Source organism: Pseudarthrobacter sp. KH_020_B, assembly GCF_057840185.1.
On record NZ_CM174506.1, the window covers coordinates 4,020,297 to 4,042,351 of the forward strand.

Genomic DNA, 22,055 nt, shown 5'->3' on the forward strand with positions numbered 1-22,055 from the left:
CATGACCATCCATCCTGAAATTGCCAAAATCCTGGCGACCCTGCCGGCACCCGACGGTTCGCCCCTCGACCCCGCAGCAATGCGGGCGGGCGAGGCCGCACACGTAGCCCCGCCCGCGGAGCGGCTGCCGCTGCACGCCGTCGAAGACGTCACGGCCGCGACCAAATCCGGTGAGGTGCCCGTCCGCATCTACACACCGTCCGAGGCCGATGCGTACGGCGTGCTGGTGTACTTCCACGGCGGAGCGTTCTTCCTGGGCAGCCTGGACACCCATGACCACGTGGCCCGCGCCCTGGCCAAGGAGACCGGTTACAAGGTCATTTCGGTGGGCTACCGGCTGGCCCCCGAGGCCGCTTTCCCGGCGGGACTCGAGGACTGCTACGCGGTGGTCCGCTGGGCCGCCGAACAGGGCAATACCCTGGGCTGGGACGGACAGAACCTGGCTATTGCGGGCGACAGTTCCGGTGGCAACTTTGTGGCAGCCGTGGCGGCCAAGGCCTACGATGACGGGTTCGACGGCGTCACGCACCAGATTCTGTTCTACCCGTCCGTGGACCTGGATTTCGACGTCGACCGCTACCCCTCGATGCGGGAGAACGCCGAAGGCTACGGACTGGAAACGGCGGCCCTGTTGCCCTTCAACGCCTTCTACCTGGACGGCGGTGCGGATCCGGCAGATCCCCTGGTCTCCCCCATCAAGCGTGAAGATCTGACCGGCCTGCCGCCGGCCCTCATCATCACGGCCGAGCACGACCCCCTGCGGGACGAAGGCGAGCTCTACGCCCAGCATCTTCGGGATGCCGGAGTGGAAGCCACTGTCAGCCGGTACGCCGGAGCCAACCACGGCTTCGTCCAGAACTTCTCCTGGATCCCGGAGTTCTACCGGCCCTTCCTTGAAACAGCCGGCTTCCTGAACGCGAGGACCGGGCAGTGACCGAATCAGTCGCCGTCCATCCCCTGGTCTCCCCGTGGGGCCGCTTCGGTCTCTACAGCTTCTTCATCGATGCGCCGGAGCCTGCCATCGTGGACACGGGGATCGCATCCTCGCCCGCCGAAGGCATGGTGCCGGCGCTGGAGGCGATCGGCCGCCGGATCGAGGACGTCCGCTGGATCTTCCTGACCCACGGACACATCGACCACATCGGTGGCGCCTACGCGCTGTGGGAGCTCACGGGACGTCGCGCCCAAGTGGTGATCCACGAGGCCGACGCACCGATGCTCCGCTCGCGCCGGGCCCACGTGGAGGAATACCTGGCCGGACGGGCGCAGTATCTGAACGACGCCGACGGCGAGGCGAAGCTGACGGCCGCCACAAACGCGGTCATCTCCGGTGAAATGGAGCCCACGATGCTGGTGCGGGGCGGTGAGACCATCTCCCTCGGCGGTGATGTTACTGTCTCCGTCCATTCCATCCCGGGCCACACGCCGGGGTCGGTGGCCTACGTCATCGACGGACAAAACGACGTGTTCGTGGGCGACGCCGTGCAGGTCCATGGCGCAGCCAACGGCTTCCCCGGTTTCGTGGATCCGGCCGGCTACCGCTCAAGCCTTCAGTACCTGAGCGATGAAATCCGTCCCCGGCACCTCTACCTGGGACACCCGTACCGGCGTGCAGACGGCACGCCCTACGGCGTCGAACTTAATGCTGCCCAGGCGCGACGCGCTCTTCAGGAGAGTATCGACGTCGAAGCCCGCGTCAGTGACGCGGCCTGCCGCTGCCTGGAGGCAGGGCTGGAGGATACGACGTCGGCCTACTCGCCATTCGCTCCGGTTGCCGGCGAGCTCGGCTACGAAGGGGACCCCACCCTGGAGCCGTCCCCGTTCTTCACAACGATGCACGGCTACCGCACCACATTCGACCATTCGACCGAAGATGAGGAGATCAGCACTCATGGATGACTTCCAGCTACTTAATGCCGGCGGGGAGAAGATTGCTGTCCGCAAGGACCTCCGGGTCCCCATGCGCGACGGCGTCAAACTCGCCGCCGACGCCTACCAGGGCACCGAGGACAAGCCGCGCCCGGCCCTGGTGGCACTGAGCCCCTACGGCAAAGAACTGCAGGCCCTCGCCCTGACCACTCCGCCGCAACGGCGTCCCAGCCCCATGTGGGACGGCTGCATCGAAGCCGGCGACATCGCCCGCATCGTCAAGGAAGACTACGTCCACGTCATCGGCGACCTGCGCGGCTCCGGCCACTCCGAGGGTGAGCACATCGGCAACTACAACGCCGGCGGCGTGTCCCTGGGCCAGGACGCCTGCGACTTCATCGAGTGGGTGGCCGAGCAGCCGTGGTGCGACGGCAACGTGGGCATGGTGGGCATCTCCTACTTCGGCTCCATGCAGATCCTGGCCGCCGCCGAACGTCCGCCGAGCCTGAAGGCGATCTTCGTCTCCGGCGGCCACTACGACTTCTACGAAACCACCTACCACGGCGGCATCATGTGGTTCATGCCGCGTGCCGCCCGCGAAGGCCGCGGCGGCGACTCCGGCTGGGCATTCACCGACGGCGTGAAGTCCCGCATGATCGAAAAGTACTCCCCAGAGGAGCTGAAGAAGCTCGTCGACGAGCGCCTGCAGGACCCGGACGTCGCCGCCTGGCCCAACCTGGTGCACGTGCTGAACTACCCGAAGAACCACGAGGCCTGGTTCGACATCGTCATGAACGACCTCGACGGCGACTGGTACGAAGAACGCAACCCCATCACCCTCGCCCCGAACATCGACATCCCCGTCTGGCTGCAGCTGGACCAGGGCCGCGGCTGGACCCTTGATGGCACCATCGACCTGTTCAACGAGCTCAAGGGCCCCAAGAAACTGGACATCGGCCCCTACCCGCCCATGCAGTCCCGGCCCTTCATCGAGGAACACGACAAGATGTTCCGGTGGTACGACTACTGGATCAAGGGCATCGACAACGGCGTGATGGATGAGCCTGCCGTGAGCGTCTTTGTGGAGGGCTCCCGCGAAACGGTGACCGCCGAGGCTTGGCCGCCGAAGGAGATCGAATACAGGAACCTCTACCTGCGCCCGCGCCACAGGCTCTCCACCGAACCGGAAACCATGGGCGCCGAGTATGCGGCCCCGGACGGCTTCTACCAGGCACCGCTGACGGTGACGGACAAGGTCGAGATCATCACGTGGGAAACCCCGGTCTTCGAGAAAGCCACCGAGATGATCGGTACCGGCGCCGCGCACATCTTCGCGGAAATCGACGCGGTGGACACCAACTTCATCCTGCGTCTGTGGGACTATGCCCCCACCGGCAAGCGCCAGCTGATCACCACCGGCTACCTCAAGGCCTCGCACCGCGAGCTCGACGAGCGCTCCACCGAGGGCAGCCCGCGCCACCCGCACACCCGTTCCGTGCCGGTGGAACCCGGGAAGATCGAGGAGTATGTGCTGCGCCTCTTCCCGTTCGCGAACACGTTCACGCCGGGCCACAAATTGGTGGTGGAGCTCTCGAACAATGAGCCGCTGGCCGACGAGCACAACGCGCTGCTTCCGCCGGACGCCTTCCACCTGCCGGTGGGCCGGCCCGTCACCCACAAGATCTACCGCGACGCCGCCCACCAGTCCCGGCTGGTCCTACCGTTCACCACGCGCAGGACGGCCGGGAGCTAAGCACCAGCAACCTCCGGCTGGGCCCGTTCAGTCTGACCTGAGCGGGCTCAGTCGGCCAGGATCTGGTAGAGCGCGCGGCGGGTTTCGTCCAGCTTTTCCACCGCGGCATTGCGCTGTTCTTCCGTGGCGGCCGTGCGGAACTGATGAATGACCCCCATCAGCTTGCCCACACTCTCGTAGAACGCCGGCCCGGATCCTTCCGCATCGCTATTCCACGCGTTCTCCAGCTCCTCCGCATGGTCGGCCACGTAGGCCCTGCCCGCATCGGTGAGGGTGAAATCGGTCCGCCGGCCCTCGCTGAGGGGCGCAATGAGGTCCTCGTCCACCAACTGCTGGAGCGTCGGGTAGATCGACCCCGGGCTGGGCCGCCATGCGCCCGACGTTTTCTCCGCAATGGTCTTGATCAGGCCATAACCGTTGGACGGAGCCTCTGCCAGCAGGGAGAGGATGGCCCACCGGACGTCCCCCCTGCTTGCCCGCCGGGGTCCGACTCCAAAGCCGGGACCAAACCCTCCGCCCGGTCCAAACCCGGGACCAAACCCGGGACCGAATCCGCCCCGTGGCCCAAAGCCCGGGCCGAATCCTCCCCCGCGGTGCCCGTGCGGTCCACGGCGCCCCCTGCCGCGCTCAAACCGTCCCCGCTCAAACTGTCCCCGCTCGAAATGCGGTTCCAAAAACTTGTCGTCGTGAATGCCTTTCATGGTGGCATCGTCCCTTCTCTGTCTTCCTGAATGCTCTGCCTTTGTTGAATGGTTATCGGTCAACTACTCACCGACACTTAACGATATATCGGTATGTATCGCATAATAAGACCCAGAACAAGACTTGGGGGCGGCAAATTTCGGCTTGGCATCAGTTCGTCCAGAATCTGGATGCTGCAGGTGCAGCGGCGTATTCTGATCACACGTCGCGAGCTTGGGGCTGAACAATGGCGCAGCAAAAGAAACGCAGGCACCGGTTGGCCGCCACATTGGCAAGGGTCATCGGATTCTTTGCGGCGAGTGCCGCGTGCGGCGTCCTGGCCGCGAGCCTGGTGGTCCCCGCTGTTGCCACGGTCGGTTACGGAGTCAGCACCTCCATCGGCTACTTTGAAAAGCTGCCCTCGGAACTGATCGTTGCGCCGCCGTCGCAATCCACCAAAGTCCTCACCTCCGACGGCCAGCCGATCGCCACGTTTTATACCGAGAACCGGATCAAGATCCCCCTGGACCGGATATCGCCCTTTGTCCGGGATGCCATCGTGGCCATCGAGGACAGCCGCTTCTATGACCACCCGGGCATCGACCCGCAGGGGATCGTCCGGGCTGCCATCTTCAACCTGACGAACAAGGGCAGGCAGGGCGCCTCCACTATTACCCAGCAGTACGTCACCAACGTGATCAACGAGTCCTTCGTGTCCCAGGACAAAACCGACGAGGTCATTCTCAGCGGGCAGAAGAGCATTGGGGACAAGCTCCGGGAGATGAAGCTGGCCATCGCGCTGGAGAAGAAGTTCAGCAAGGACCAGATCCTCGAGGGCTACCTGAACATTGTGTTCTTCAACCGCGAAGCGTACGGAATCGAGGCGGCGGCGCGGTATTTTTTCAGCACCACGGCCGCGGATCTCAACCTGCCACAGGCAGCCCTGTTGGCCGGGCTGGTCAACAGCCCCAGCTACTACAACCCCTCGGTCAATCCGGAGCAGGCCACAAACCGCCGGAACCAGGTGCTTTCCGAGATGCTGGCCACGGGCAAAATCACCCAGGCGGACCACGACGCCGCCGTAGCAGCACCCATCGAGCTCACGCTCAGTCCGGGGAAGCAGGGCTGCGCCCACGCCCAGATGGCACCCTACTTCTGCGACTACATTTCGCATCTGATCCTGAACAACCCGGCCTACGGCACCACTTTGATCGAGCGCGAGCGGAAGCTGTACCGGGGCGGGCTCACCATCGTCACCACGCTGGACAGCCGGCTCCAGGCGGCGGCCCAGACGCAGGTGGACGCCACCGCCGGGGCGAATCCTGACCGCTGGGGCGCGTCCTTGGTGACGGTCCAGCCGGGCACCGGGAAAATCCTGGCCATGGCGCAGAACACGGTGTTCCTGCCTGCCGAGGGCAGGTTCGATACGCAGCTGAACTTCAATGTGGACTCCCGCGATCCGCAAGGCAATGACCTGAACGGGGCGGGCGGCTTCCAGCCAGGCTCCACCATGAAGCCCTTCACGTTCGCCGAATGGCTGAACGAGGGCAAGTCGCTGACACAGACGGTGGACGCTTCCCGCCGGGTGTATCCGCTGGGTTTCCCGTGGCGGTCCAGCTGCGGCAAGGTGCTGGGCGCCTACAGCACGGCCCAGAACAACCCTGAGCTGGGCGCCGCCGATGACCTGCAGAATGCTGATCTTGGCTACTACCGCCCCATGCCCGTGAACTACGGGCTGTACAACTCGATCAACACGGCCACCTTCGCCTCGGCCACCCAGCTCGATTTCTGCGGCATCCAGAAGATGGTGGACGCCGTGGGGCTGCACAGCGGACTCGATGGCGCCCAGATCAACATGCACCAGCTGGGCAATCTTCTCGGCGCCATCGGCGTGGCCCCTGTCCACCTGGCGAATGGTTTCGCCACCTTCGCCAACGACGGCCGGTACTGTGCCCCCATTGCCGTGCTTGAGGTGACGGACGTGTCGGGCGGGAAACTCGCGGGCCAGACCAGCGAGTGCCGCGACGCCGTTAAACCGGAGGTTGCCCGGGGCGTCAACGCAGTGCTCCAGGACGTGCTGAAGGTCGGCTCCGGCGTGTGGATCAACCCAAAAATCCACACCCGCATGCCCGTTGCCGCCAAAACCGGCACGTCCAACAACAACGGCTCCACCTGGGTGGTGGGCTATACCTCGGGCCTGGCCACAGCGTCCTTCTTCGGCGATGCACTGGAAGGCCAAAACCGCCCCGGCCAGAACGTCACCATCAACGGCCAGTTCTACCCGCGCCTTGACGGCTACATGATCGCCGGGCCGCAGTGGGTCAACTACATGCTCCAGGCCGCCCCACTCTACCCGGCCAACCCCTTCCCGCCGCCACCCGCTTCCATGGTGGCCCCGCCGAAACCGACTCCCGCCCCGGCCGCGCCGAGGCCTATTCCGGCCCCTGCGCCCGCTCCAGCCCCGGCACCGGCCCCACCGCCGGCTCCCGCGCCCGAGCCGCCGCCTGCTCCTGCGCCCGCGCCTGTAGTCCCGCCAATGCCGGAGATTCCGGGCGTTCCGCCTCAGAACGGCTTCCCGGGCGGAAGACGCTAGGAGCCGACGACGGCGGGAGGCACCGCCGTCGTCCGTTGCCCCTCGCCTGTTCCCTATGGAGTGGTGCCGCGCCAGAGCCGCTGCCACCAGGAGCGCTTCGGCTCCGATTCCAGCGGGGCGGCCGGTGCCCGGGCGGCGCGGCGTTCGCGCCAGCGCGCTACTTCCGCTTCGATGTCGCGCGTCTTGGTGATGACGGGAGGGCCGCCCTGGAGCTGGCGCCGGGCGTCGATCACCCGGGCGTTGAAGTCAGCCACGATGTCCCGGACCTGATTTTCGGTGAACTGGGCATCAAGCCGGCCGTCGAGTTGGGCATCTTCGGTGCGGAGCAGGATGGCTGCGGGACCCAGGCCGCTGATGTTCTCACGCTGAATCAGGCCTTTGACCCACCAGTCCGGATCGTAGGCCTCGCCGAGCCCGGGGATGGGCTTCCCGGCGTATTTGAGGTTGTCGAATTTGCCCTGGGCCATGGCGTCCCGGATCAGATACTCCGCCCGCCGGGCATCGTCCACCTTCTGGCGTTTGTCCCGTTCCTTGGCCTCGGCGCCCTCAAGCTCGGCCTCCTCTTCGGCGCTGATCCCCGCCGCGCGGTAGGACCGCAGCTCAGCAGCCCGCTCCAGGCGCCGTTTGAAGTATCCCGACCCGCCGCTCATGGCGCCAGGGGCGGCATCTTCGCGCCCGAGACGACGACGGCGCCGCTGGCCGTCGAATCCGGGTTCAGCATCCAGCCCATCCGCTTGGCGTTGCTCAGGATCACGACGCTCTCCACGAGATCGATCTGCGGGATGCGTTGCTGGAGGGCCAGTTCGGCGTTCATCACATCGGCCAGCGAATTCAGCCACATGAGGATCACAAAATTTGTGCCTCCGGTTGTGGATGCGCTGAACCTGACGGTGCGGAGGCCGCGGAGTTCGGCGGCCGCGGCCTCATGCTGGCCAGGCGGCACGTTGGCGAACCACTGGCAGCTCACCGGGTAGCCGGAGAGCTTCTGGGCAATTTCACAACGGAAAGTCAGCAGCCCGCTGGTCATCACCCTGTTGAGCTGCCGCTGGACCGTCGCCTGGCTCCGGCCCAGGCTCCTGGCTATCTCCGCGGCACCTGCGCGCCCGTCCCGGGCCAGGAACGGGATGACGTCCAGGTGGCTCGGCGGCAGCGGGGCTCCGAGCTGGAGTGCTGCCGAACCGGTGGCCGCGGGACCGGCAACGGCCTGGAGCGCCTGCAGCTTGGCCTTGTCGAGGGTATTGAGCCGCCACAAATGGCCAGCGGCATGCAGGCGCGTACCCAGCGAGGTCCGGTACTTCAACAGTCCGCGGATCTCCTTGAACCGCGGAAGCACATGATCCGTGAACCGGGCCAGGGTGGGCGCGATGACTGTCAGCATGAGGTCCCTGTTACTGGCAGCTTCCTCCACCGTTACCACTTCCGGGATGGCGGCGAGCGCCGCGGTCACCTCGGCCCGCAACCGCATTTCGCAATCCACGCTCACCAGAGCCAAGCACGTCTGCTTGGGATCGCCGATCAGATGGGCCGTTGTCCAGGCCGCGCCCGACAATCTCAGCCTGTCCCAACGCGCGGCCAGCGTTGTGGCGTGCACTTCCAGCACCTCGGCTGCATCCGACCAGCTGATCCGCGGTGCAACCTGCAGCACGTTGATCAGGGCAAGGTCTTCCTCGCTGAGTACCACTTCGCAGCCCTCTATCGTTCGTGTGAATAAATCCTGCCGTTTCAATCATAGTTTTGATTTTTTCCTGCCATTTCGCAGTTTGTGAACCATATCACCACACAATGGACAGCAGGCCGTCACCGGACGGGTTGTTGAAAGGGAGAGCAGATGTCAATCACCACCGACGCGAAAGAGCTTCAGGCGGACCTTGTCCAGCTGCGCCATGCTCTTCACCAGGAGCCGGAGATCGGCCTCGAACTGCCCCGCACCCAGGAAAAGGTCCTCAAAGCGCTCGACGGCCTGCCATTCGAAATCACCCTGGGCAAGAGCACGACGTCGGTCACTGCGGTGCTGCGCGGCACCGCACCCCACGCATCGGCAACGAAGCCTGCGGTCCTCCTGCGCGCCGACATGGACGGCCTCCCCGTCCAGGAGCGGACCGGCGCCCGGTTCTCGTCAAAGATCGACGGCGCCATGCACGCCTGCGGCCACGACCTCCACACCGCCATGCTCGCGGGCGCGGCCACCCTGCTGGCCGAGCGCCGGCACCAGTTGGCCGGCGACGTCGTGCTGATGTTCCAGCCGGGTGAAGAAGGCTGGGACGGGGCATCCCACATGATCCGCGAGGGCGTGCTGGACGCGGCCGGGCGCCGGGTTGATGCCGCTTATGGGATGCACGTCTTTTCTTCCCTGGCGCCGCACGGCCGGTTCTGCACCAAGCCTGGGGTGATGCTCAGCGCCTCGGATGCACTCACTGTCACGGTCCTTGGCGCCGGCGGCCACGGCTCGGCCCCGCACGCGGCCAAGGACCCGGTCACGGCGGCCGCCGAAATGGTGACCGCCTTGCAGGTCATGATCACCCGCCAGTTCAGCGTGTTTGATCCGGTGGTCCTCACAGTGGGCGTCCTCCAGGCGGGCACGAAGCGCAACATCATTCCGGAAACGGCCCGCATCGAAGCCACCATCCGGACCTTCTCAGACGCCGCCAGGGAACGGATGATGTCCGCCGTTCCCGCCCTGCTGAAGGGCATCGCCTCTGCCCACGGCCTCGACGTGGACGTCGACTACCGCCACGAATACCCGCTCACCGTCAACAACGACGACGAAACACACACCGCGGAGAAGACCATCGAGGACCTCTTTGGAACGTCGCGGCTCACCCGCTGGGCCACGCCGCTCAGTGGCTCTGAGGACTTTTCGAGGGTGCTCGCGGAAGTACCCGGGACGTTCATCGGCCTGAGCGCCGTCGCCCCCGGTGCCGACCACACCGCAACCGCCTTCAACCACTCCCCCTACGCCGCTTTTGACGACGGCGTGCTGTCCGACGGAACCGCGCTTTACGCAGAACTGGCCGTCTCCCGCATCGCTGCCCTCGCCTCGACCCGCTGAATTTCCCTCACCTCCTGGAGCACAAAATGACCACAACTGCAGGCGTCCCAGCCGACGTCCAGGTCCACAAGTCCCACCTGCGAACGCTCATCGGGACCGGCATCGGCAACGCCGTTGAATGGTACGACTGGGCCATCTATGCCACCTTCTCGCCGTTCATTGCCGCTGCGCTGTTCAGCAAGGCGGATCCGACGTCGGCCTTCCTGGCCACCCTGGCGATCTTCGCCGTCGGCTTTGTGGCCCGTCCGTTCGGCGGCTTTGTGTTCGGCTGGATCGGTGACCGGATCGGCCGCAAGACGTCCATGACGTTCGCGGTGGGGCTCGCTGCCCTGGGCAGCCTGCTGATCGGCATCGCCCCCACGTTCGAAGCCGTCGGGGCCTTTGCCTCGGTCCTGCTCCTGGTGGCCCGCCTGATCCAGGGCCTTGCCCACGGCGGCGAGCTGCCGTCGTCGCAGACCTACCTCTCCGAAATGGCGCCCAAGGAAAAGCGCGGCTTCTGGGCAACGCTCATTTACACCTCCGGCACGGCCGGCATCCTCGCCGGCACCATGCTCGGCGCCACCCTGTCCAACGTGCTGAGCACGGCCGACATGAACGCCTGGGGCTGGCGGGTGCCATTCCTGATCGGCGGCGTCATGGGCCTCTACGCCCTGTTCATGCGGGCACGCATGAAGGAAACGGCGGCGTTCGAGGCAGAATCCCCCAAGGAAAAGCACGAGCCCATGTGGCCGCAGATCTACAAGCACCGCAAGCAGGCCCTGCAGGTGATCGGCCTGACCGTGGGCCTGACCGTGAGCTACTACATCTGGGGCGTCGTGACCCCCAGCTACGCCTCCTCGGTCCTGAAGATGGACCGCGGCGAAGCCCTCTGGGCCAGCGTGATCGCCAACGTCCTGTTCATCGCCGCGCTGCCGTTCTGGGGCAAGCTGTCGGACCGCATCGGCCGCAAGCCCGTCATGATCATGAGCGCCGCGGGCGCCGCGCTGTTCCACTTCCCCATGACGTGGCTGCTCAAGGACTCGCCCTGGCAGCTGGCAGTCACCATGTCCGTGATGCTGTTCTTCATCGCCGGCAGCGCAGCGATCGTCCCGGCCGTTTACGCGGAGCTCTTCCCCACCAAGATCCGCACGGTGGGCGTGGGCGTCCCGTACTCCATCTGCGTGGCCCTCTTCGGCGGCACCGCACCGTACCTGCAGGCCTGGCTTGCGTCCATCGGGCAGCCCAGCCTGTTCAACGTCTACGCGGTGGTCCTGCTGGCCATCAGCATCGCGTTTGTCTTCACCATCCCTGAAACGAAGGGCAAGGACCTGACCCACTAGGCAGCAACGCCGCCGGGAGATCCGGCAAACCGAAAGACGCCGACGGCGGGGATTCCCCGCCGTCGGCGGCATGCCTGGCGAGGGTCAGTTCAACTCGGGCAGCCGGGCCTTAAGCCAGTCGATGACCCACCGCTCGAGGCGCTCGGCGTCCCAGTCCGGGGCGGTCACCAGCACCACCTCGCGGTCCTCCCGGTACACGGAGTCAATACCAGGCTGGGCGGCGAGGTCTTTGACCATTCGGTCCACCTTCCGCGAGTGCTCGTGGGCTATCTCCTCGTGCAGCCCGACGTCGAAGACCCCGTCCTCCTCGCCGACTTCCACGAGTGGTTCTTCCACCACCGGGACCTTCTCGACCTCACCGCGCAGCTCGGCGATGAATCCGGTCGCGTAGACGGTAAACCGGTCCTCGCGTAGCGGGTCCATGCGATTCCGCAACCGGTTGGCGGTGACGGCGACCATGTCCGGCAGGTAGAGCTGGCCGTCATTGTCGGTGGCCGGGCTGGCGAGCACCGGATGGTGGTAATGGACGTAGGCTTTGATCCGGTGCTGGCCGACCTGCCACACCGCTTCCGGGGCGGCGGCCGTGACGACGTCTCCGAGGTAGGAGATGAACCCGTCCAGCAGGGTCACCACCTCGTCCGGTGTGCCCTGGCGAAGGCACGAGGAGTACCGGGCCCACGACGGCCACCAGGTAGGGGCCAGCGCATCCGGGTCGAAGGGGATGGGATTGTCCTCCATCGTCATGGTCCGGGTGGCGACCCACCGCCACAGCGGCGTGAGCGACTCGGGAGTGCCGTCGAGCAGAGTTTCCGGATCCCGGTCGTCGGCGGCGAGCTCGTCCCGCAGCCGCTGCAGGGCAACGGGGCGTTCGGCCAGGTACTCGGCCAGGGCGGTAGCAGCCTGACGTTTTGTCATCTTGCGGAAGTAGGTCATCGCCATGAGGTGAACTATACGGTGGCGCGTTCGGCCTGGCAGATGGCCCCTGTGACATAGGAGCGACCACCACCATGCGCGAAAGGACACTTGAGGCCCCGGATCCTGGGGCCTCAAGTGTCCTTTCGCGCGAGGATTCGTGCCTCACGTGCGCCGAAAGAGGTTCCCCAACTCGCGTACGGTTTCATCGAAGAGGTCCACCGGATCGGAGTCCACGCCGTCGAATTCCTGCCGGGCGAAAGTCTGCCAGGCCACGCGCCAGGCGGCCGTCACCACCTCGGCAACCAGGAGCGCCTGGATCGGCCCCAGCGGGCCCCGTTGGACCAGCGCCGCACTAAGTGCATCGACCAGGTTCCGCTCCTGCCGCGTGACAACCCGCAGCATCTCCGGCTCCTGGACCATTAGGCGGGAAATCCTGCGGAAATCGCTCTGTTCGACCTCCAGGGCAAAGAGCTTGCGGCACACGGCCAGCAGGTCCCCCAGGATCCCGGAGGCGCTGGCGTGCGCGCTCTCGCTTGCGACCAGCGTGTCGATCAAGCCCTGCTGGCCCGGCATGAGCGCGTGCTCCTTGGAGGCGTAGTAGCGAAAGACCGTGCGCTCGGAAATACCCACGCGCGCGGCAATATCGCCGATCGTCGTGGCATCCAGGCCCTGTTCCTCGACCAGGTCCAGCGTGGCGCCCTGGATCTCGCGCTGCATCTGGGCGCGGCGCTCTTCACGGATACCCAAGGCTCGGCTCTTTTCTTGAATGGGGGCCACCCCGGCAGGGGCCGGGGCGCGTCAAACTATATTTTGTGTCACACTCTGACAGATTTAGCTTAGCAAAGCTGTCAGACCGTGACATAATTTCGTTGGTTCAAAACTTACAGAAGAGGCAGCTTACGATGACCCTGACCGCAGAAGACACGATTTCCCCGCCAGCAGCCCCAGCTCAGCAGTCCCCGCCCGAGTTGTCAAAGAAACAGCTCACCGGAATCATCGGCGCATTGGCGCTTGCCGCGTTCCTGATGATCCTGAACGAGACGGTGCTCAGTGTTGCACTGCCTGCGATCATGGTGGACCTTTCCGTCTCCGCGGCTGCCGGGCAGTGGCTGACCACCGGGTTCCTGCTGACCATGTCGGTGGTCATCCCGACCACCGGTTACCTGTTGCAGCGCTTCAGCTCGCGCAGCCTGTTCATTTTCGCGCTGTCCAGCTTCATTGTCGGCACCGCGCTGGCAATCTTCGCGCCGAGCTTCGCCGTCCTGCTGGTCGCCCGCATCGTCCAGGCGGTCGGCACCGCCATCGTGCTGCCGTTGCTGATGACCACGACCCTGTCCCTGGTCCCCAGGCACAAGCGCGGGGCCATCATGGGCCTGAACTCGATCGTGATCTCCATGGGCCCGGCCATTGGCCCGACCGTTTCCGGTGCCATCGTCAACGCCTTCACCTGGCAGTACATCTTCATCCTGATGGCGCCGTTGGCCGTGATCATCCTGGTCCTCGGAATCATCTTCATCAAGCTCCCGTCCCACGCCCGCAAGATCCCCCTCGATGTCTTCTCGGTCGTGCTCTCCGCGTTGGCCTTCGGCTTCCTGGTCTACGGTATCTCCAGCCTCGAGCATGCCAGTGACAACCTCGTCCTGACCGTCGCCTGCTTCGCCAGCGGCCTGGTTGCCCTCGCCCTGTTCATCAAACGCCAGGTAAGCCTGACCCGCGTCGGCAAGGAACTGCTGAACCTGACGCCGTTCAAGACCCGCACCTTCACCTTCTCGGTGCTGATGATCATGATCGCCATGGGCACCCTGCTCGGCACCATCGTGATGGTGCCGATCATTCTCGAATCCGGTGCCGGCATCAGCACCCTGTCCATTGGCATGATGCTGCTGCCCGGAGGCCTGGCCCAGGCCGTCGTCGCACCGATCTTCGGACGCATCTACGACCGCTTCGGCCCCCGACCGGTCCTGGTTCCGGGTGCAGCCATGCTCGCCCTGGGCCAGTGGATGTACGTCACCGTGGATTCCGACACCGCGCTGTGGATGTTCATGATCAACCACATCGTCTTCTCCATCGGCCTGGCCCTGCTGATGACCGGCCTGATGTCCTCGGCACTGGCCACCGTCGAGCCTCGCCTGTACGGCCACGGTTCGGCCATCTTCACCACCGGCCAGCAGCTCGGCGGCGCCATCGGCACCACCATCTTCGTCACCGTTATGTCCCTGCTCTCCGGCGCGAAGCTCGAAAAGGGCTCGGATTTGGCCGATGCCCTGTTCTCCGGTGCGCACGTAGCCTTCATCGTCGGTGCCATCCTGGCGACCATCGGCTTGGCCATCTCGCCTTTCGTCAAGGTGGACAGGCAGCACTAACCTCAATTGTTCATCGGGCACGGTGTCCGCGACACCCACCCGGATGACGAAGTATTTGTGGATCCGGCACTCGAGGGTGCCGGCCACACGCAGACGCCCTGACCAGCAGGTACTGCCTCCACCGGCAGCCCGGGCTTAATAATCGCGCAGTGCGCGCTTCCACAGGTAAGAGTTGTGGGAGCTCGCACTGCTCTAAGGAATGCACCCACTTTAGGACGAAGATGAACACGCCCACCGCCAACGAAAACACCCGGCCACTCACGTTTTTCTGTGCTTTTGCGCTGAAGCAGGCCGTGCAGGACATCATCCTTCCGGCGTACCTCAAGGCCGGCGGGGTCCCCGTGGAGGCGGTCTTCGAGCCCACGTTCCGCCTACTCACGCGGATCGAATCCGGAGCCCGGCCGGACGTCATGGCAGGCATCACCGGCGCACTGGCGGACCTGGTGGCAGCAAGCATCCTGGCGGATCCCAGGCCGGTCGCGCGGACCGGGGTAGGCGTAGCAGTTCCGCCGGGCACCCCGATCCCCGACATCAGCACCGTGGACGCGTTCATCAGCGCGGTAACAAATGCCCGCTCAGTGGCCTATTCGCGCAGCGGCCCCAGCGGCATCTATTTCGCCGGCCTGCTGGAACGGCTGGGGATTGCGGAGCAGGTCAAGGCCCGGGCAACAGTGATCGACTCCGGACCCACGGCCGTGGCACTGTTGGACGGCCGGGCCGACATCGCGATCCACCAGGTCAGTGAACTGGTCCTCGTTCCGGAGGCCAAGATCGTCGGCCCCCTGCCCGAGGCTGTCCAGGAGTACACGGACTTCTCCACCGCGCTCTCCGGCGAAGCGTCGCGCACTCCAGGCGCCGCGGCCCTCCGCGACTTCCTGCACAGCCCCGAGGCCCTCGCGGCCTACACGGCCAACGGGCTGGAACCCGCATAGGGCATCAGTACCCAATACAAAAGGGGAGGGTACGACGGCGGGACGTCCCGCCGTCGTACCCTCCCCTTTTGCGCTCGAACAGCCCCGGTCAGGCGCGGGCGTGTTCAGCGAGCAGGGCGTCGATCTGGCCTGCAGCCTCGCGCATGCCCTCTTCCATGCCCATCTGGACCATCTGCTCCATCTGCTCTTCGGATTCGAAGGTGGAGTGAACGGTCATCCGCGTCCGGCCGCCGAGGTCCTCAAGGTCAACGGCGGCATGCGTGGTTCCCATGGCCTCGTTCGGGGCGCCGTCGTCATCAGCGAAGCCGTCATCGAACTCAAGCTTGCGCGGCGCCTCGATGGCGGTGAAGCGCCACCAGCCTCCAGCCTTCTCCCCCTCGGGGCCGGTCATGAAGTAGCCGGCCTTCCCGCCGGGCTGGAAGTCGAACGCCTCAAACGTGGCCGGCCAGGTGGGCGGACCCCACCACCGCTCAAGCTGGCGCGGGTCTTCCCAGATCTGCCAGACCTGCTCGACGCCGGCGTCGAACTCGGCCACCAGGGTGAAGCTGAGCGCTTCGAGATTCTTGGTGGAACTGATAACAGGCATTTGCAAAACCTTCCTATCCTTCAGCCAGAATGTCTTCGATCCGCCCGGCACGCTGCCGCCAGATCGCCTCATACTCATCAAGCAGCCGGCGGGCCCTCTTCAGTCCTTCGTGGTCACCCCGCACGATCTGCTCCCTTCCGCGCTTCTCCTTCGTTACCAGGGAAGCCCGTTCCAACACCGCCACATGCTTCTGGACGGCGGCGAAACTCATGGCATAGAGGGCCGCGAGGCCGGACACGGAATACTCCGCCGCCGTCACCCGCCGGACAATGTCCCGCCGGGTGGCGTCCGCGAGCGCCTGGAACAGGCGGTCCACGTCCGCGTCTCTAAGCTGATCTACAACCATTTGGTTGTACGATACGCCCGGGGCGGCAGGGTGTCAAGGCCTTAAACGCGGTCCGCGAGATGGCATTTCACGGCAGTGGCGCCGACGGCACACCGCCGTGAAATGCCATCTCAAGGCGTTGGTGCGGAAGGTTACGGGAGGCATGCCTCGAATGAGCCTTCATGCAGCCGCGCTCCGACGGCGACGAACTCTCCGAACGTGCGCGCCCCGACGCTCTCCGCAAGCGCCTTGTAAGTGCCTACGTCAAACTCCCCGGCGGGAGCCTCAGTGGAGACAATGATTCCCACACAGCTGGCGCGCGGGTTGGCAGCCTGAGCGGCCGGCAGCCCGGCGGTGAAGACGAACAGCGCCGCCACGACCAACAAAAAGAATCGACGAACATGAGTTTTCATTGCTTGACCTCTTGGGACGACGATGGGATTTCCATCAAAGGATGAATGGCATCGGTGCTCGGCCGGAGCCGGCGATGCGGCCGGCTGCGGCTCAATAAGGCCTCTTGGTTGCCCCAGTGCGTGGACCCGAACGCGGCGCCGAAGAAGCGGTGGAGGCGCCTTCACTCAAAGGCACACGGCCTGCTTGTGCCCGCTTGAAAGGTTACCGCTGCCGAAATAGCGCGTCCACCACTTTGTGACAGGACCTTTCGGCGCGAGCGTGTAATCGCTCACATTTTCGGCTTTTCTGTTGCAAATTCCGGCGGCCACCATGAACCATGAGATCGGGACCCCGTTCCCGCACTACCAAGATCAGCAATCCTCACCGACGAGGATGCGGCACCCTCAAGGACGACGCGGAGCCGTTAACTGCATGAGCGAAAGTACTGACAATGACGTTTGATAACACTGACTCCATCACGCTGAAAATCTGGGACCGGTCTGCGGTTGAGCACACCCTTGAGAGCGTTGTGCACGACCTCTCGGTCAAGGCGAACACCACCAAATGCCGCATCGCGGTCCAGTGCAGCGGCCCCAACACTTTCACGGTCAGCGTCCGTGGCCAGGAACGCCAGCTCGCCACCGTCTGATCGGTTCCCGGCGCAAAACGGAAGCGGACGACGGCGGGAGGTTCCCGGCGTCGTCCGCTTTTGTTTTTGCTCTGGGGCCAGCAGCCTATGCCCCGGCCTGGCGTCTGACCATCTCGTTGATCCAGCTCGGCGCGAACGGCGAGGTGCAGTTCGGCGGCGTGGGGTAGTCCTTGAGGACCTCGAGCCGTTCGCCGATATCGAGCGCCCGGGCCCGGTGCTCGGCGTGTTCGATCCCAATGAAGGCCAGCGTGTGGTTCATGGCCCACTGCAGCCGGTCCGGGGCGTCCTTCATCTCCGCCTCGATGGTGTCCAGCAGCCCCGGGAGGTCAAGCCCCACGGGCTTCTTCGCCACCCGCTCGCTGGTCAGGGCCCAGCCGGCGCTGGCGACCACCGGATCCGGGTCCGCCATCCAGGCCACGCGCAGGTCCTCCGCGTGCGGGCTCTTTTTCACCACGTAGTTCACGAGCCAGTCGTGCACCTTGGGGGCGCGCGCCTCGCGGAGCATAGTGTCCAGTGCGTCGCGTTCGAAGGCCTTGGGCCGGCAGATCAGCAGTGCCACCAGCCTGGCCGGAGTGTCGTCCGTGGCCCAGAGTTCGCGCGCGAGTTCCTGCTGGGTCTTCAGCCCCTTGGCCACGGCGCGGAGCTTGCTCTGGTTCACCCCGTGGTCGTCCCCGCGCTTCTCGTTCGCCTCGCGCATCTTCGGGTCCTCAAGCACGGCCAGCTCGGCCATCACTTCGCCCAGCAGCCCGGCCGTCATCGTCTCGGACATCGCCACCCTTCCGGTCACCCTCTTGTCGGTTCCAGCCTACGGCCGCCAGCTGGTTTGCAGCAGATTATCGGCCGCCGGTGGCCGCCCAGGAACCCAGCGGCTCGTCCGCCACTTCCGTGTCCTCTTCCTCGGTCCCGCAAGGCACGAAGCCGCGTGCCTGGTAGTTCGCCAGGGCCGCGGGACCGTCCAGGGTGCAGGTGTGGACCCAGACACGGGACACCTGCGGAAGGTCGAAGCGTTGTGTCAGCGACCACGCCGCGGTGATGCCATGTTCCAGCAGCCGGCCGCCGAGGCCCCTGCCGATCGCCTGCTCTGAAAGGCCGAAGTACCTGATCTCGACGTGCGTTCCATCCTCGGCGACGACGGGTTGAAGGTGGACATAGCCCCACGGCACACCCTCACCATAGAGGACCCAGAATTCCGTCCCCGGCACCGCAAGCTCCTCGGCCCACTGCTGCCGTGTCCACCCGAGCCGATCCGTCCAGTGCCACGGCCCGCCGACCAGGCCATAGAGGAAGCGGGCGAACTCCGGCGATACCCCAGCAGCCCGCTCCAACCGTGCATCATCGGGCAGCGGGCGCGCCACCCAAGCGGGCGGCTGGAGCATCTGGAGCGTTGTGGTGGTGACCTTCATGGACAGCTCAAACCTTTCGATCTCAATCGTCCGTCAATCCTATGAGACCGAAAGCATGGGTCCTACTCTTCGCCGGTGTCCCGCGCTTCCAGGTGTTTCGCCATGGCTTCGCAGGCCTGGTTCCAGCGCGCCGTGAGGGTCTGCCGGTTCAGCGGTTCAAACATGCTGCTGAGGACTTTCTCGACTGCGTCGTAGGCGGCGTCACGAACCCGTTCCTGCGCCGCTGGGCTGTAATAGTTCATGACAGGGATTCGTTACGGGGACGCCGAAAGATGGCGGTTCACGGCTGGCATGATTTCGGTGGCCAGCAGCTCGATGGAACGGGCCGTTTCAGCGAACGGCAGGCCGCCGAGGCCGATCTGGGCCATGTAACGGCTGTTCCCCAGGGTTTCGTGGATTTCGAGGAGCTTCTCGGTGACCTGCTGCGGGCTCCCCACCAGCAGTCCGCCACCCGGCTCGGCCCAGTCGTCAAACGTGGAGCGCGGAAAGTGGTCCACGGCTCGCGGCATGTTCTGCTCAAAGTAGGCCCGGTAATGCGGATAGAAGGTGTCCCGTGCCTGCTGTGATGTGCTCGCCGCGTAGAAGTGCCCGCCCACGCCGACGGGCAGGCTTGCGGCATCATGGCCTGCCTCGTCGGCGCTGTGGCGGTAGAGCTCCGCAAGCCGGCGGAACCGCTGAGGCCCGGACAACAGTGCGATGAACAGCGGCAGTCCGAGCTTTCCTGCCCGGGCAAAGCTGGCCGGCGTCCCGCCCACGCCCACCCAGACGGGGAGCTTTTCCTGTACGGGGCGGGGCGCAATGTCCATGCCCGGAATGCTCTGCGTCAGGTGTCCCGTCCAGTCCAGGACGGAGTTGTCCCGCAGCTCCAGGAGCATCCGCAGCTTCTCGTCGAACAGGCCGTCGTACTCCTCCGTGTTGTGGCCGAACAGCGGGTAGGACTCGATGAACGCCCCGCGGCCGGCGATGATTTCGGCACGGCCATCGCTGATCAGGTCAAGCGTGGCGAACTGCTCGAACAGCCGCACCGGGTCCCGCGTGGACAGCACCGTGACGGCGGTGCTGAGCCGGAGGTTGGTGGTTTCCCGGGCGATCGCGGCGAGGACGATTTCAGGCGCGGACAGGGCGAAGTCCCGCCGGTGGTGCTCGCCCAGGCCCAGGAAGCCCAGGCCCGCCTGGTCCGCCAATTTGGCCAGCTCGATAATCTCCCTGAGCCGCTGCTGGGGTGACTGAGCGTGGCCGGTGCTGATGCTGCGGGAAAGCTCGCCGAAAGTGAAGATGCCAAAGTCCATACTTGGTTGAACATTCAATCTTCCGGAATCATTCCGGAGGTGGACGGACGACGGCGGGAGGTGCCGCCGTCGTCCGCCCACCTTTGGGTGTTAGCCGCTGAAGGCGACCTTTTCCCAGGACAGGATGTCAGCGCCCTTGTCGCCGTTTCCGGCCACCGTGAACCTGACGTAGTTGGTGGCGTTGTTGGACCCGTCCACGGTGATGCGCTGCAGGTGGTCCGCGGGAGCCTGGCCGTAAACCGCCAGCCACGGTGAGCCATCGGCAAGGGGCTGGTTCTCGGCGTAGACGTGGCTGTCACCGTTGAGGAGGTAGACCGGGCCGTCAAAGCGGTTGGTTTCCTCGACGATGGCCTGGACGATTTCCCGGAAACCGGAAACCATATCCGGGTTTGCCAGGGCGGCGTCGAGCAGGGCGGGGTCGAACATGTCAGCCTGGGTCATGAGGACAACTGCCCGGTCGTTGCGACGCGTGGCGTCGCTAAAGGTCTCGCGCAGCTGCGCCAGGACGGCCTGCGTGCGGTGCTCCACTTCAGCCAGCTGCTCGGGCGTTGCAGCAATTTCGCCGAGGCCGGTCCACGGCTGGAGCGAGTTGTTGCTGCCCTGGACGTTGACCACGGAGAAGGCCACGCGGTTCTGCGTGAAGCGGACGTCTTCGGGCAGGCCCAGCTTCTCCTGGGTCTTGACGGGCATCGTGGCACCCAGGGTCTTGCCAGGTTCGTTGAAGAAGACCTCGCGCAGCTTGTCCAGGCGCTCCAACGGGTTGTAGGCGCCATTGTTGGTCCGGTGGCAGTCCACCCATTCGTTGTCGCCGGGCGTGAAAATCAGCGGGTGCTCGAAGGTGTCGAACTCGGCGCGGATCTGCTGGAAATACTCGTCCGAACAGACGGAGGACCCGTTATTTTCCTAACTCGGGTTTCTGCGGTGATTCCGCCCGCGAAGCGCGCAAGCGGGTGCGTGAAAAAGACTTCCCGGCACGGAATAACGCGCAGCAGCGCTGCGGTTTCGGCGCAATGAACAGCGAGTGTGGCCTACCAAGCAAAACGGACGACGGCGGGAGGTCCCCGCCGTCGTCCGCTTGCGTTAAGCCGTGCGGAGCCGGCCCAGGCAGTAGTCCTTGACAAAGTGCCGGACCGGCCGCGGCAGCCGTGGATACACCAGTGCGGACAACCGGGTGGTGCGGTCGAACAGGCGGCTGTGGCGGTCGCTCCATGTCAGGCCGAAGCCGGCCCGCAAGTGGTCCGGCAGCAGACCGGCGGTGATGAACCGGATCAGCGGCATGCTCATCCGCAGCCACAGCGGCCCGCCCGGCGGATACAGGAGGTCACGGCCGACGCCGGCGGTGACGGCGTCCAGCTCCAGCGCAAGCACGCGCGCGTCCCAGTAAGTCCTGAAGGCTGCGCGGTCGGCCGGCCACAGGTCCGCCGGCAGTTGCAGGACGGTGCCGATTCTTGCGTAGTCGATGTACATAAGGTCGGCCGTCTCGTCATCGAGCGGGCCGTAGATCTTTTCATAGACGGTGATGGCGGTGTCGTACAGGGTTGCCACCACCCATAATTGCGCCTGGGCATCGAACGCGCTGTACCCGTGGGAGCCGGCGTCGGGCTTGCGGCGGACCGCGGAGTGGGCCCGGTTCACGCTGCGGCGGACGGCCGCGACCTGGGCCTCGGTTCCGTACACCACGGCGTAGACGTAGGTGACGGTGGAACGGAAGCGGTCCAGCGGCCTGGCAATAAAGTCACTGTGCTCCGCGACGCCATGGCCCACCGCGGGGTTCGCGATCTGCAGCAGGATGGCGCGGCCTGCCCCGGCGAGCAATACGCTTTCAGCGCCGATATCGGCCAGGTTCCGCACCATGGACCCACGATACCGGAGAAGGCCCCTGCGCCCGGATACGGCGACCGGGGTTGAGCTCCCAGCTGCCCGGTGGTTGAGCTTG

Annotated in this window: 23 protein-coding genes; 9 read left to right on the top strand and 14 right to left on the bottom strand. The window is 65.4% G+C overall.

The window, feature by feature from the left end; translation table 11 throughout:
- Position 1 precedes the first annotated feature (1 nt).
- Genes AC3IT0_RS18735 through AC3IT0_RS18745 form a run of 3 tightly spaced genes read left to right on the top strand, consistent with a single transcriptional unit; the run spans position 2 to position 3,622 of the window.
- Positions 2 to 934, top strand: coding sequence for an alpha/beta hydrolase (locus AC3IT0_RS18735; protein WP_489321162.1), 933 nt, complete (start codon positions 2 to 4; stop codon positions 932 to 934).
- A complete protein-coding gene (locus tag AC3IT0_RS18740; RefSeq protein ID WP_489321163.1) occupies positions 931 to 1,899 on the top strand; it encodes an MBL fold metallo-hydrolase in 969 nt (322 codons plus the stop codon). Before AC3IT0_RS18735 ends, AC3IT0_RS18740 begins: the two co-directional genes overlap by 4 nt.
- Positions 1,892 to 3,622 carry a CocE/NonD family hydrolase gene (locus AC3IT0_RS18745; protein ID WP_489321164.1) on the top strand — a complete coding sequence of 577 codons (1,731 nt, stop codon included), beginning with the start codon at positions 1,892 to 1,894 and terminating at the stop codon, positions 3,620 to 3,622. The genes AC3IT0_RS18740 and AC3IT0_RS18745 overlap by 8 nt, the downstream gene beginning before the upstream one ends.
- A gap of 47 nt (positions 3,623 to 3,669) precedes the next feature.
- Here the strand turns inward: AC3IT0_RS18745 and AC3IT0_RS18750 are convergent, their stop codons facing one another.
- On the bottom strand, positions 3,670 to 4,323 hold the full coding sequence (locus tag AC3IT0_RS18750) for a PadR family transcriptional regulator (RefSeq protein WP_489321165.1): 654 nt from the start codon (positions 4,321 to 4,323) through the stop codon (positions 3,670 to 3,672).
- Between the two features lie 227 nt (positions 4,324 to 4,550).
- Between AC3IT0_RS18750 and AC3IT0_RS18755 the strand changes: the two genes are divergently transcribed.
- Positions 4,551 to 6,896: a transglycosylase domain-containing protein gene (locus AC3IT0_RS18755; protein ID WP_489321166.1), complete on the top strand. Its 2,346-nt coding sequence runs from the start codon at positions 4,551 to 4,553 to the stop codon at positions 6,894 to 6,896.
- Between the two features lie 53 nt (positions 6,897 to 6,949).
- On the opposite strand, the gene AC3IT0_RS18760 is transcribed toward AC3IT0_RS18755, so the two are convergent.
- Both AC3IT0_RS18760 and AC3IT0_RS18765 read right to left on the bottom strand, forming a co-directional pair.
- Positions 6,950 to 7,546 (bottom strand): DnaJ family domain-containing protein, encoded by a 597-nt coding sequence (locus AC3IT0_RS18760; RefSeq protein WP_489321167.1) that lies wholly within the window; start codon positions 7,544 to 7,546, stop codon positions 6,950 to 6,952.
- Positions 7,543 to 8,577 (bottom strand): Lrp/AsnC family transcriptional regulator, encoded by a 1,035-nt coding sequence (locus tag AC3IT0_RS18765; protein ID WP_489321168.1) that lies wholly within the window; start codon positions 8,575 to 8,577, stop codon positions 7,543 to 7,545. The genes AC3IT0_RS18760 and AC3IT0_RS18765 overlap by 4 nt, the downstream gene beginning before the upstream one ends.
- Before the next feature lie 147 nt (positions 8,578 to 8,724).
- On the opposite strand from AC3IT0_RS18765, the gene AC3IT0_RS18770 reads away from it, so the two are divergent.
- A complete protein-coding gene (locus AC3IT0_RS18770) occupies positions 8,725 to 9,945 on the top strand; it encodes a M20 metallopeptidase family protein (RefSeq protein WP_489321169.1) in 1,221 nt (406 codons plus the stop codon).
- A 26-nt stretch (positions 9,946 to 9,971) separates the two neighbouring features.
- Positions 9,972 to 11,264: an MFS transporter gene (locus AC3IT0_RS18775; RefSeq protein WP_489321170.1), complete on the top strand. Its 1,293-nt coding sequence runs from the start codon at positions 9,972 to 9,974 to the stop codon at positions 11,262 to 11,264.
- An 84-nt stretch (positions 11,265 to 11,348) separates the two neighbouring features.
- On the opposite strand, the gene AC3IT0_RS18780 is transcribed toward AC3IT0_RS18775, so the two are convergent.
- Together AC3IT0_RS18780 and AC3IT0_RS18785 are read right to left on the bottom strand one after the other, a co-directional pair.
- A complete protein-coding gene (locus tag AC3IT0_RS18780) occupies positions 11,349 to 12,203 on the bottom strand; it encodes a hypothetical protein (protein ID WP_489321171.1) in 855 nt (284 codons plus the stop codon).
- A 138-nt stretch (positions 12,204 to 12,341) separates the two neighbouring features.
- Positions 12,342 to 12,926: a TetR/AcrR family transcriptional regulator gene (locus tag AC3IT0_RS18785; protein WP_489321172.1), complete on the bottom strand. Its 585-nt coding sequence runs from the start codon at positions 12,924 to 12,926 to the stop codon at positions 12,342 to 12,344.
- A 155-nt stretch (positions 12,927 to 13,081) separates the two neighbouring features.
- Here AC3IT0_RS18785 and AC3IT0_RS18790 point away from each other — a divergent pair, with 155 nt between their 5' ends.
- Together AC3IT0_RS18790 and AC3IT0_RS18795 are read left to right on the top strand one after the other, a co-directional pair.
- Positions 13,082 to 14,542 carry an MDR family MFS transporter gene (locus AC3IT0_RS18790; RefSeq protein WP_489321173.1) on the top strand — a complete coding sequence of 487 codons (1,461 nt, stop codon included), beginning with the start codon at positions 13,082 to 13,084 and terminating at the stop codon, positions 14,540 to 14,542.
- A gap of 221 nt (positions 14,543 to 14,763) precedes the next feature.
- Positions 14,764 to 15,474 carry a molybdate ABC transporter substrate-binding protein gene (locus AC3IT0_RS18795; RefSeq protein WP_489321174.1) on the top strand — a complete coding sequence of 237 codons (711 nt, stop codon included), beginning with the start codon at positions 14,764 to 14,766 and terminating at the stop codon, positions 15,472 to 15,474.
- Positions 15,475 to 15,562: 88 nt separating this feature from the next.
- Here the strand turns inward: AC3IT0_RS18795 and AC3IT0_RS18800 are convergent, their stop codons facing one another.
- The 3 genes from AC3IT0_RS18800 to AC3IT0_RS18810 all read right to left on the bottom strand — a co-directional run bounded on the left by AC3IT0_RS18800 (position 15,563) and on the right by AC3IT0_RS18810 (position 16,798).
- The gene (locus tag AC3IT0_RS18800; protein WP_489321175.1) at positions 15,563 to 16,060 is read right to left on the bottom strand and encodes an SRPBCC family protein; all 498 of its coding nucleotides are present in this window, start codon (positions 16,058 to 16,060) and stop codon (positions 15,563 to 15,565) included.
- A gap of 13 nt (positions 16,061 to 16,073) precedes the next feature.
- Positions 16,074 to 16,406 carry an ArsR/SmtB family transcription factor gene (locus AC3IT0_RS18805; RefSeq protein ID WP_489321176.1) on the bottom strand — a complete coding sequence of 111 codons (333 nt, stop codon included), beginning with the start codon at positions 16,404 to 16,406 and terminating at the stop codon, positions 16,074 to 16,076.
- Between the two features lie 131 nt (positions 16,407 to 16,537).
- Positions 16,538 to 16,798: a hypothetical protein gene (locus AC3IT0_RS18810; protein WP_489321177.1), complete on the bottom strand. Its 261-nt coding sequence runs from the start codon at positions 16,796 to 16,798 to the stop codon at positions 16,538 to 16,540.
- Between the two features lie 431 nt (positions 16,799 to 17,229).
- On the opposite strand from AC3IT0_RS18810, the gene AC3IT0_RS18815 reads away from it, so the two are divergent.
- Positions 17,230 to 17,427, top strand: a complete 198-nt coding sequence (locus tag AC3IT0_RS18815; RefSeq protein ID WP_489321178.1) for a hypothetical protein — start codon at positions 17,230 to 17,232, stop codon at positions 17,425 to 17,427.
- A gap of 85 nt (positions 17,428 to 17,512) precedes the next feature.
- Here AC3IT0_RS18815 and AC3IT0_RS18820 read toward each other — a convergent pair whose 3' ends face one another.
- The 6 genes from AC3IT0_RS18820 to AC3IT0_RS18845 all read right to left on the bottom strand — a co-directional run bounded on the left by AC3IT0_RS18820 (position 17,513) and on the right by AC3IT0_RS18845 (position 21,973).
- Positions 17,513 to 18,196 (bottom strand): DNA alkylation repair protein, encoded by a 684-nt coding sequence (locus AC3IT0_RS18820; protein ID WP_489321179.1) that lies wholly within the window; start codon positions 18,194 to 18,196, stop codon positions 17,513 to 17,515.
- Between the two features lie 64 nt (positions 18,197 to 18,260).
- Positions 18,261 to 18,830: a GNAT family N-acetyltransferase gene (locus AC3IT0_RS18825; RefSeq protein ID WP_489321180.1), complete on the bottom strand. Its 570-nt coding sequence runs from the start codon at positions 18,828 to 18,830 to the stop codon at positions 18,261 to 18,263.
- 62 nt (positions 18,831 to 18,892) lie between these two features.
- The gene (locus tag AC3IT0_RS18830) at positions 18,893 to 19,072 is read right to left on the bottom strand and encodes a hypothetical protein (protein WP_489321181.1); all 180 of its coding nucleotides are present in this window, start codon (positions 19,070 to 19,072) and stop codon (positions 18,893 to 18,895) included.
- 12 nt (positions 19,073 to 19,084) lie between these two features.
- Positions 19,085 to 20,119: an LLM class flavin-dependent oxidoreductase gene (locus AC3IT0_RS18835; RefSeq protein WP_489321182.1), complete on the bottom strand. Its 1,035-nt coding sequence runs from the start codon at positions 20,117 to 20,119 to the stop codon at positions 19,085 to 19,087.
- A gap of 90 nt (positions 20,120 to 20,209) precedes the next feature.
- Positions 20,210 to 20,914, bottom strand: a complete 705-nt coding sequence (locus AC3IT0_RS18840) for a hypothetical protein (RefSeq protein ID WP_489321183.1) — start codon at positions 20,912 to 20,914, stop codon at positions 20,210 to 20,212.
- 285 nt (positions 20,915 to 21,199) lie between these two features.
- Complete coding sequence (locus AC3IT0_RS18845) at positions 21,200 to 21,973, bottom strand: oxygenase MpaB family protein (RefSeq protein ID WP_489321184.1); 774 nt, start codon at positions 21,971 to 21,973, stop codon at positions 21,200 to 21,202.
- Positions 21,974 to 22,055: the final 82 nt, after the last annotated feature.

Bases quoted from the DNA above. Each gene is read 5' to 3' on its own strand.
- AC3IT0_RS18790 (WP_489321173.1), top strand. From the start codon at position 13,082: ATGACCCTGACCGCAGAAGACACGATTTCCCCGCCAGCAGCCCCAGCT.
- AC3IT0_RS18750 (WP_489321165.1), bottom strand. From the start codon at position 4,323: ATGAAAGGCATTCACGACGACAAGTTTTTGGAACCGCATTTCGAGCGG.
- AC3IT0_RS18835 (WP_489321182.1), bottom strand. From the start codon at position 20,119: ATGGACTTTGGCATCTTCACTTTCGGCGAGCTTTCCCGCAGCATCAGC.
- AC3IT0_RS18775 (WP_489321170.1), top strand. From the start codon at position 9,972: ATGACCACAACTGCAGGCGTCCCAGCCGACGTCCAGGTCCACAAGTCC.
- AC3IT0_RS18745 (WP_489321164.1), top strand. From the start codon at position 1,892: ATGGATGACTTCCAGCTACTTAATGCCGGCGGGGAGAAGATTGCTGTC.
- AC3IT0_RS18810 (WP_489321177.1), bottom strand. From the start codon at position 16,798: ATGAAAACTCATGTTCGTCGATTCTTTTTGTTGGTCGTGGCGGCGCTG.
- AC3IT0_RS18815 (WP_489321178.1), top strand. From the start codon at position 17,230: ATGACGTTTGATAACACTGACTCCATCACGCTGAAAATCTGGGACCGG.
- AC3IT0_RS18820 (WP_489321179.1), bottom strand. From the start codon at position 18,196: ATGTCCGAGACGATGACGGCCGGGCTGCTGGGCGAAGTGATGGCCGAG.
- AC3IT0_RS18800 (WP_489321175.1), bottom strand. From the start codon at position 16,060: ATGCCTGTTATCAGTTCCACCAAGAATCTCGAAGCGCTCAGCTTCACC.
- AC3IT0_RS18770 (WP_489321169.1), top strand. From the start codon at position 8,725: ATGTCAATCACCACCGACGCGAAAGAGCTTCAGGCGGACCTTGTCCAG.
- AC3IT0_RS18845 (WP_489321184.1), bottom strand. From the start codon at position 21,973: ATGGTGCGGAACCTGGCCGATATCGGCGCTGAAAGCGTATTGCTCGCC.
- AC3IT0_RS18760 (WP_489321167.1), bottom strand. From the start codon at position 7,546: ATGAGCGGCGGGTCGGGATACTTCAAACGGCGCCTGGAGCGGGCTGCT.
- AC3IT0_RS18830 (WP_489321181.1), bottom strand. From the start codon at position 19,072: ATGAACTATTACAGCCCAGCGGCGCAGGAACGGGTTCGTGACGCCGCC.
- AC3IT0_RS18805 (WP_489321176.1), bottom strand. From the start codon at position 16,406: ATGGTTGTAGATCAGCTTAGAGACGCGGACGTGGACCGCCTGTTCCAG.
- AC3IT0_RS18755 (WP_489321166.1), top strand. From the start codon at position 4,551: ATGGCGCAGCAAAAGAAACGCAGGCACCGGTTGGCCGCCACATTGGCA.
- AC3IT0_RS18825 (WP_489321180.1), bottom strand. From the start codon at position 18,830: ATGAAGGTCACCACCACAACGCTCCAGATGCTCCAGCCGCCCGCTTGG.
- AC3IT0_RS18735 (WP_489321162.1), top strand. From the start codon at position 2: ATGACCATCCATCCTGAAATTGCCAAAATCCTGGCGACCCTGCCGGCA.
- AC3IT0_RS18780 (WP_489321171.1), bottom strand. From the start codon at position 12,203: ATGGCGATGACCTACTTCCGCAAGATGACAAAACGTCAGGCTGCTACC.
- AC3IT0_RS18795 (WP_489321174.1), top strand. From the start codon at position 14,764: ATGAACACGCCCACCGCCAACGAAAACACCCGGCCACTCACGTTTTTC.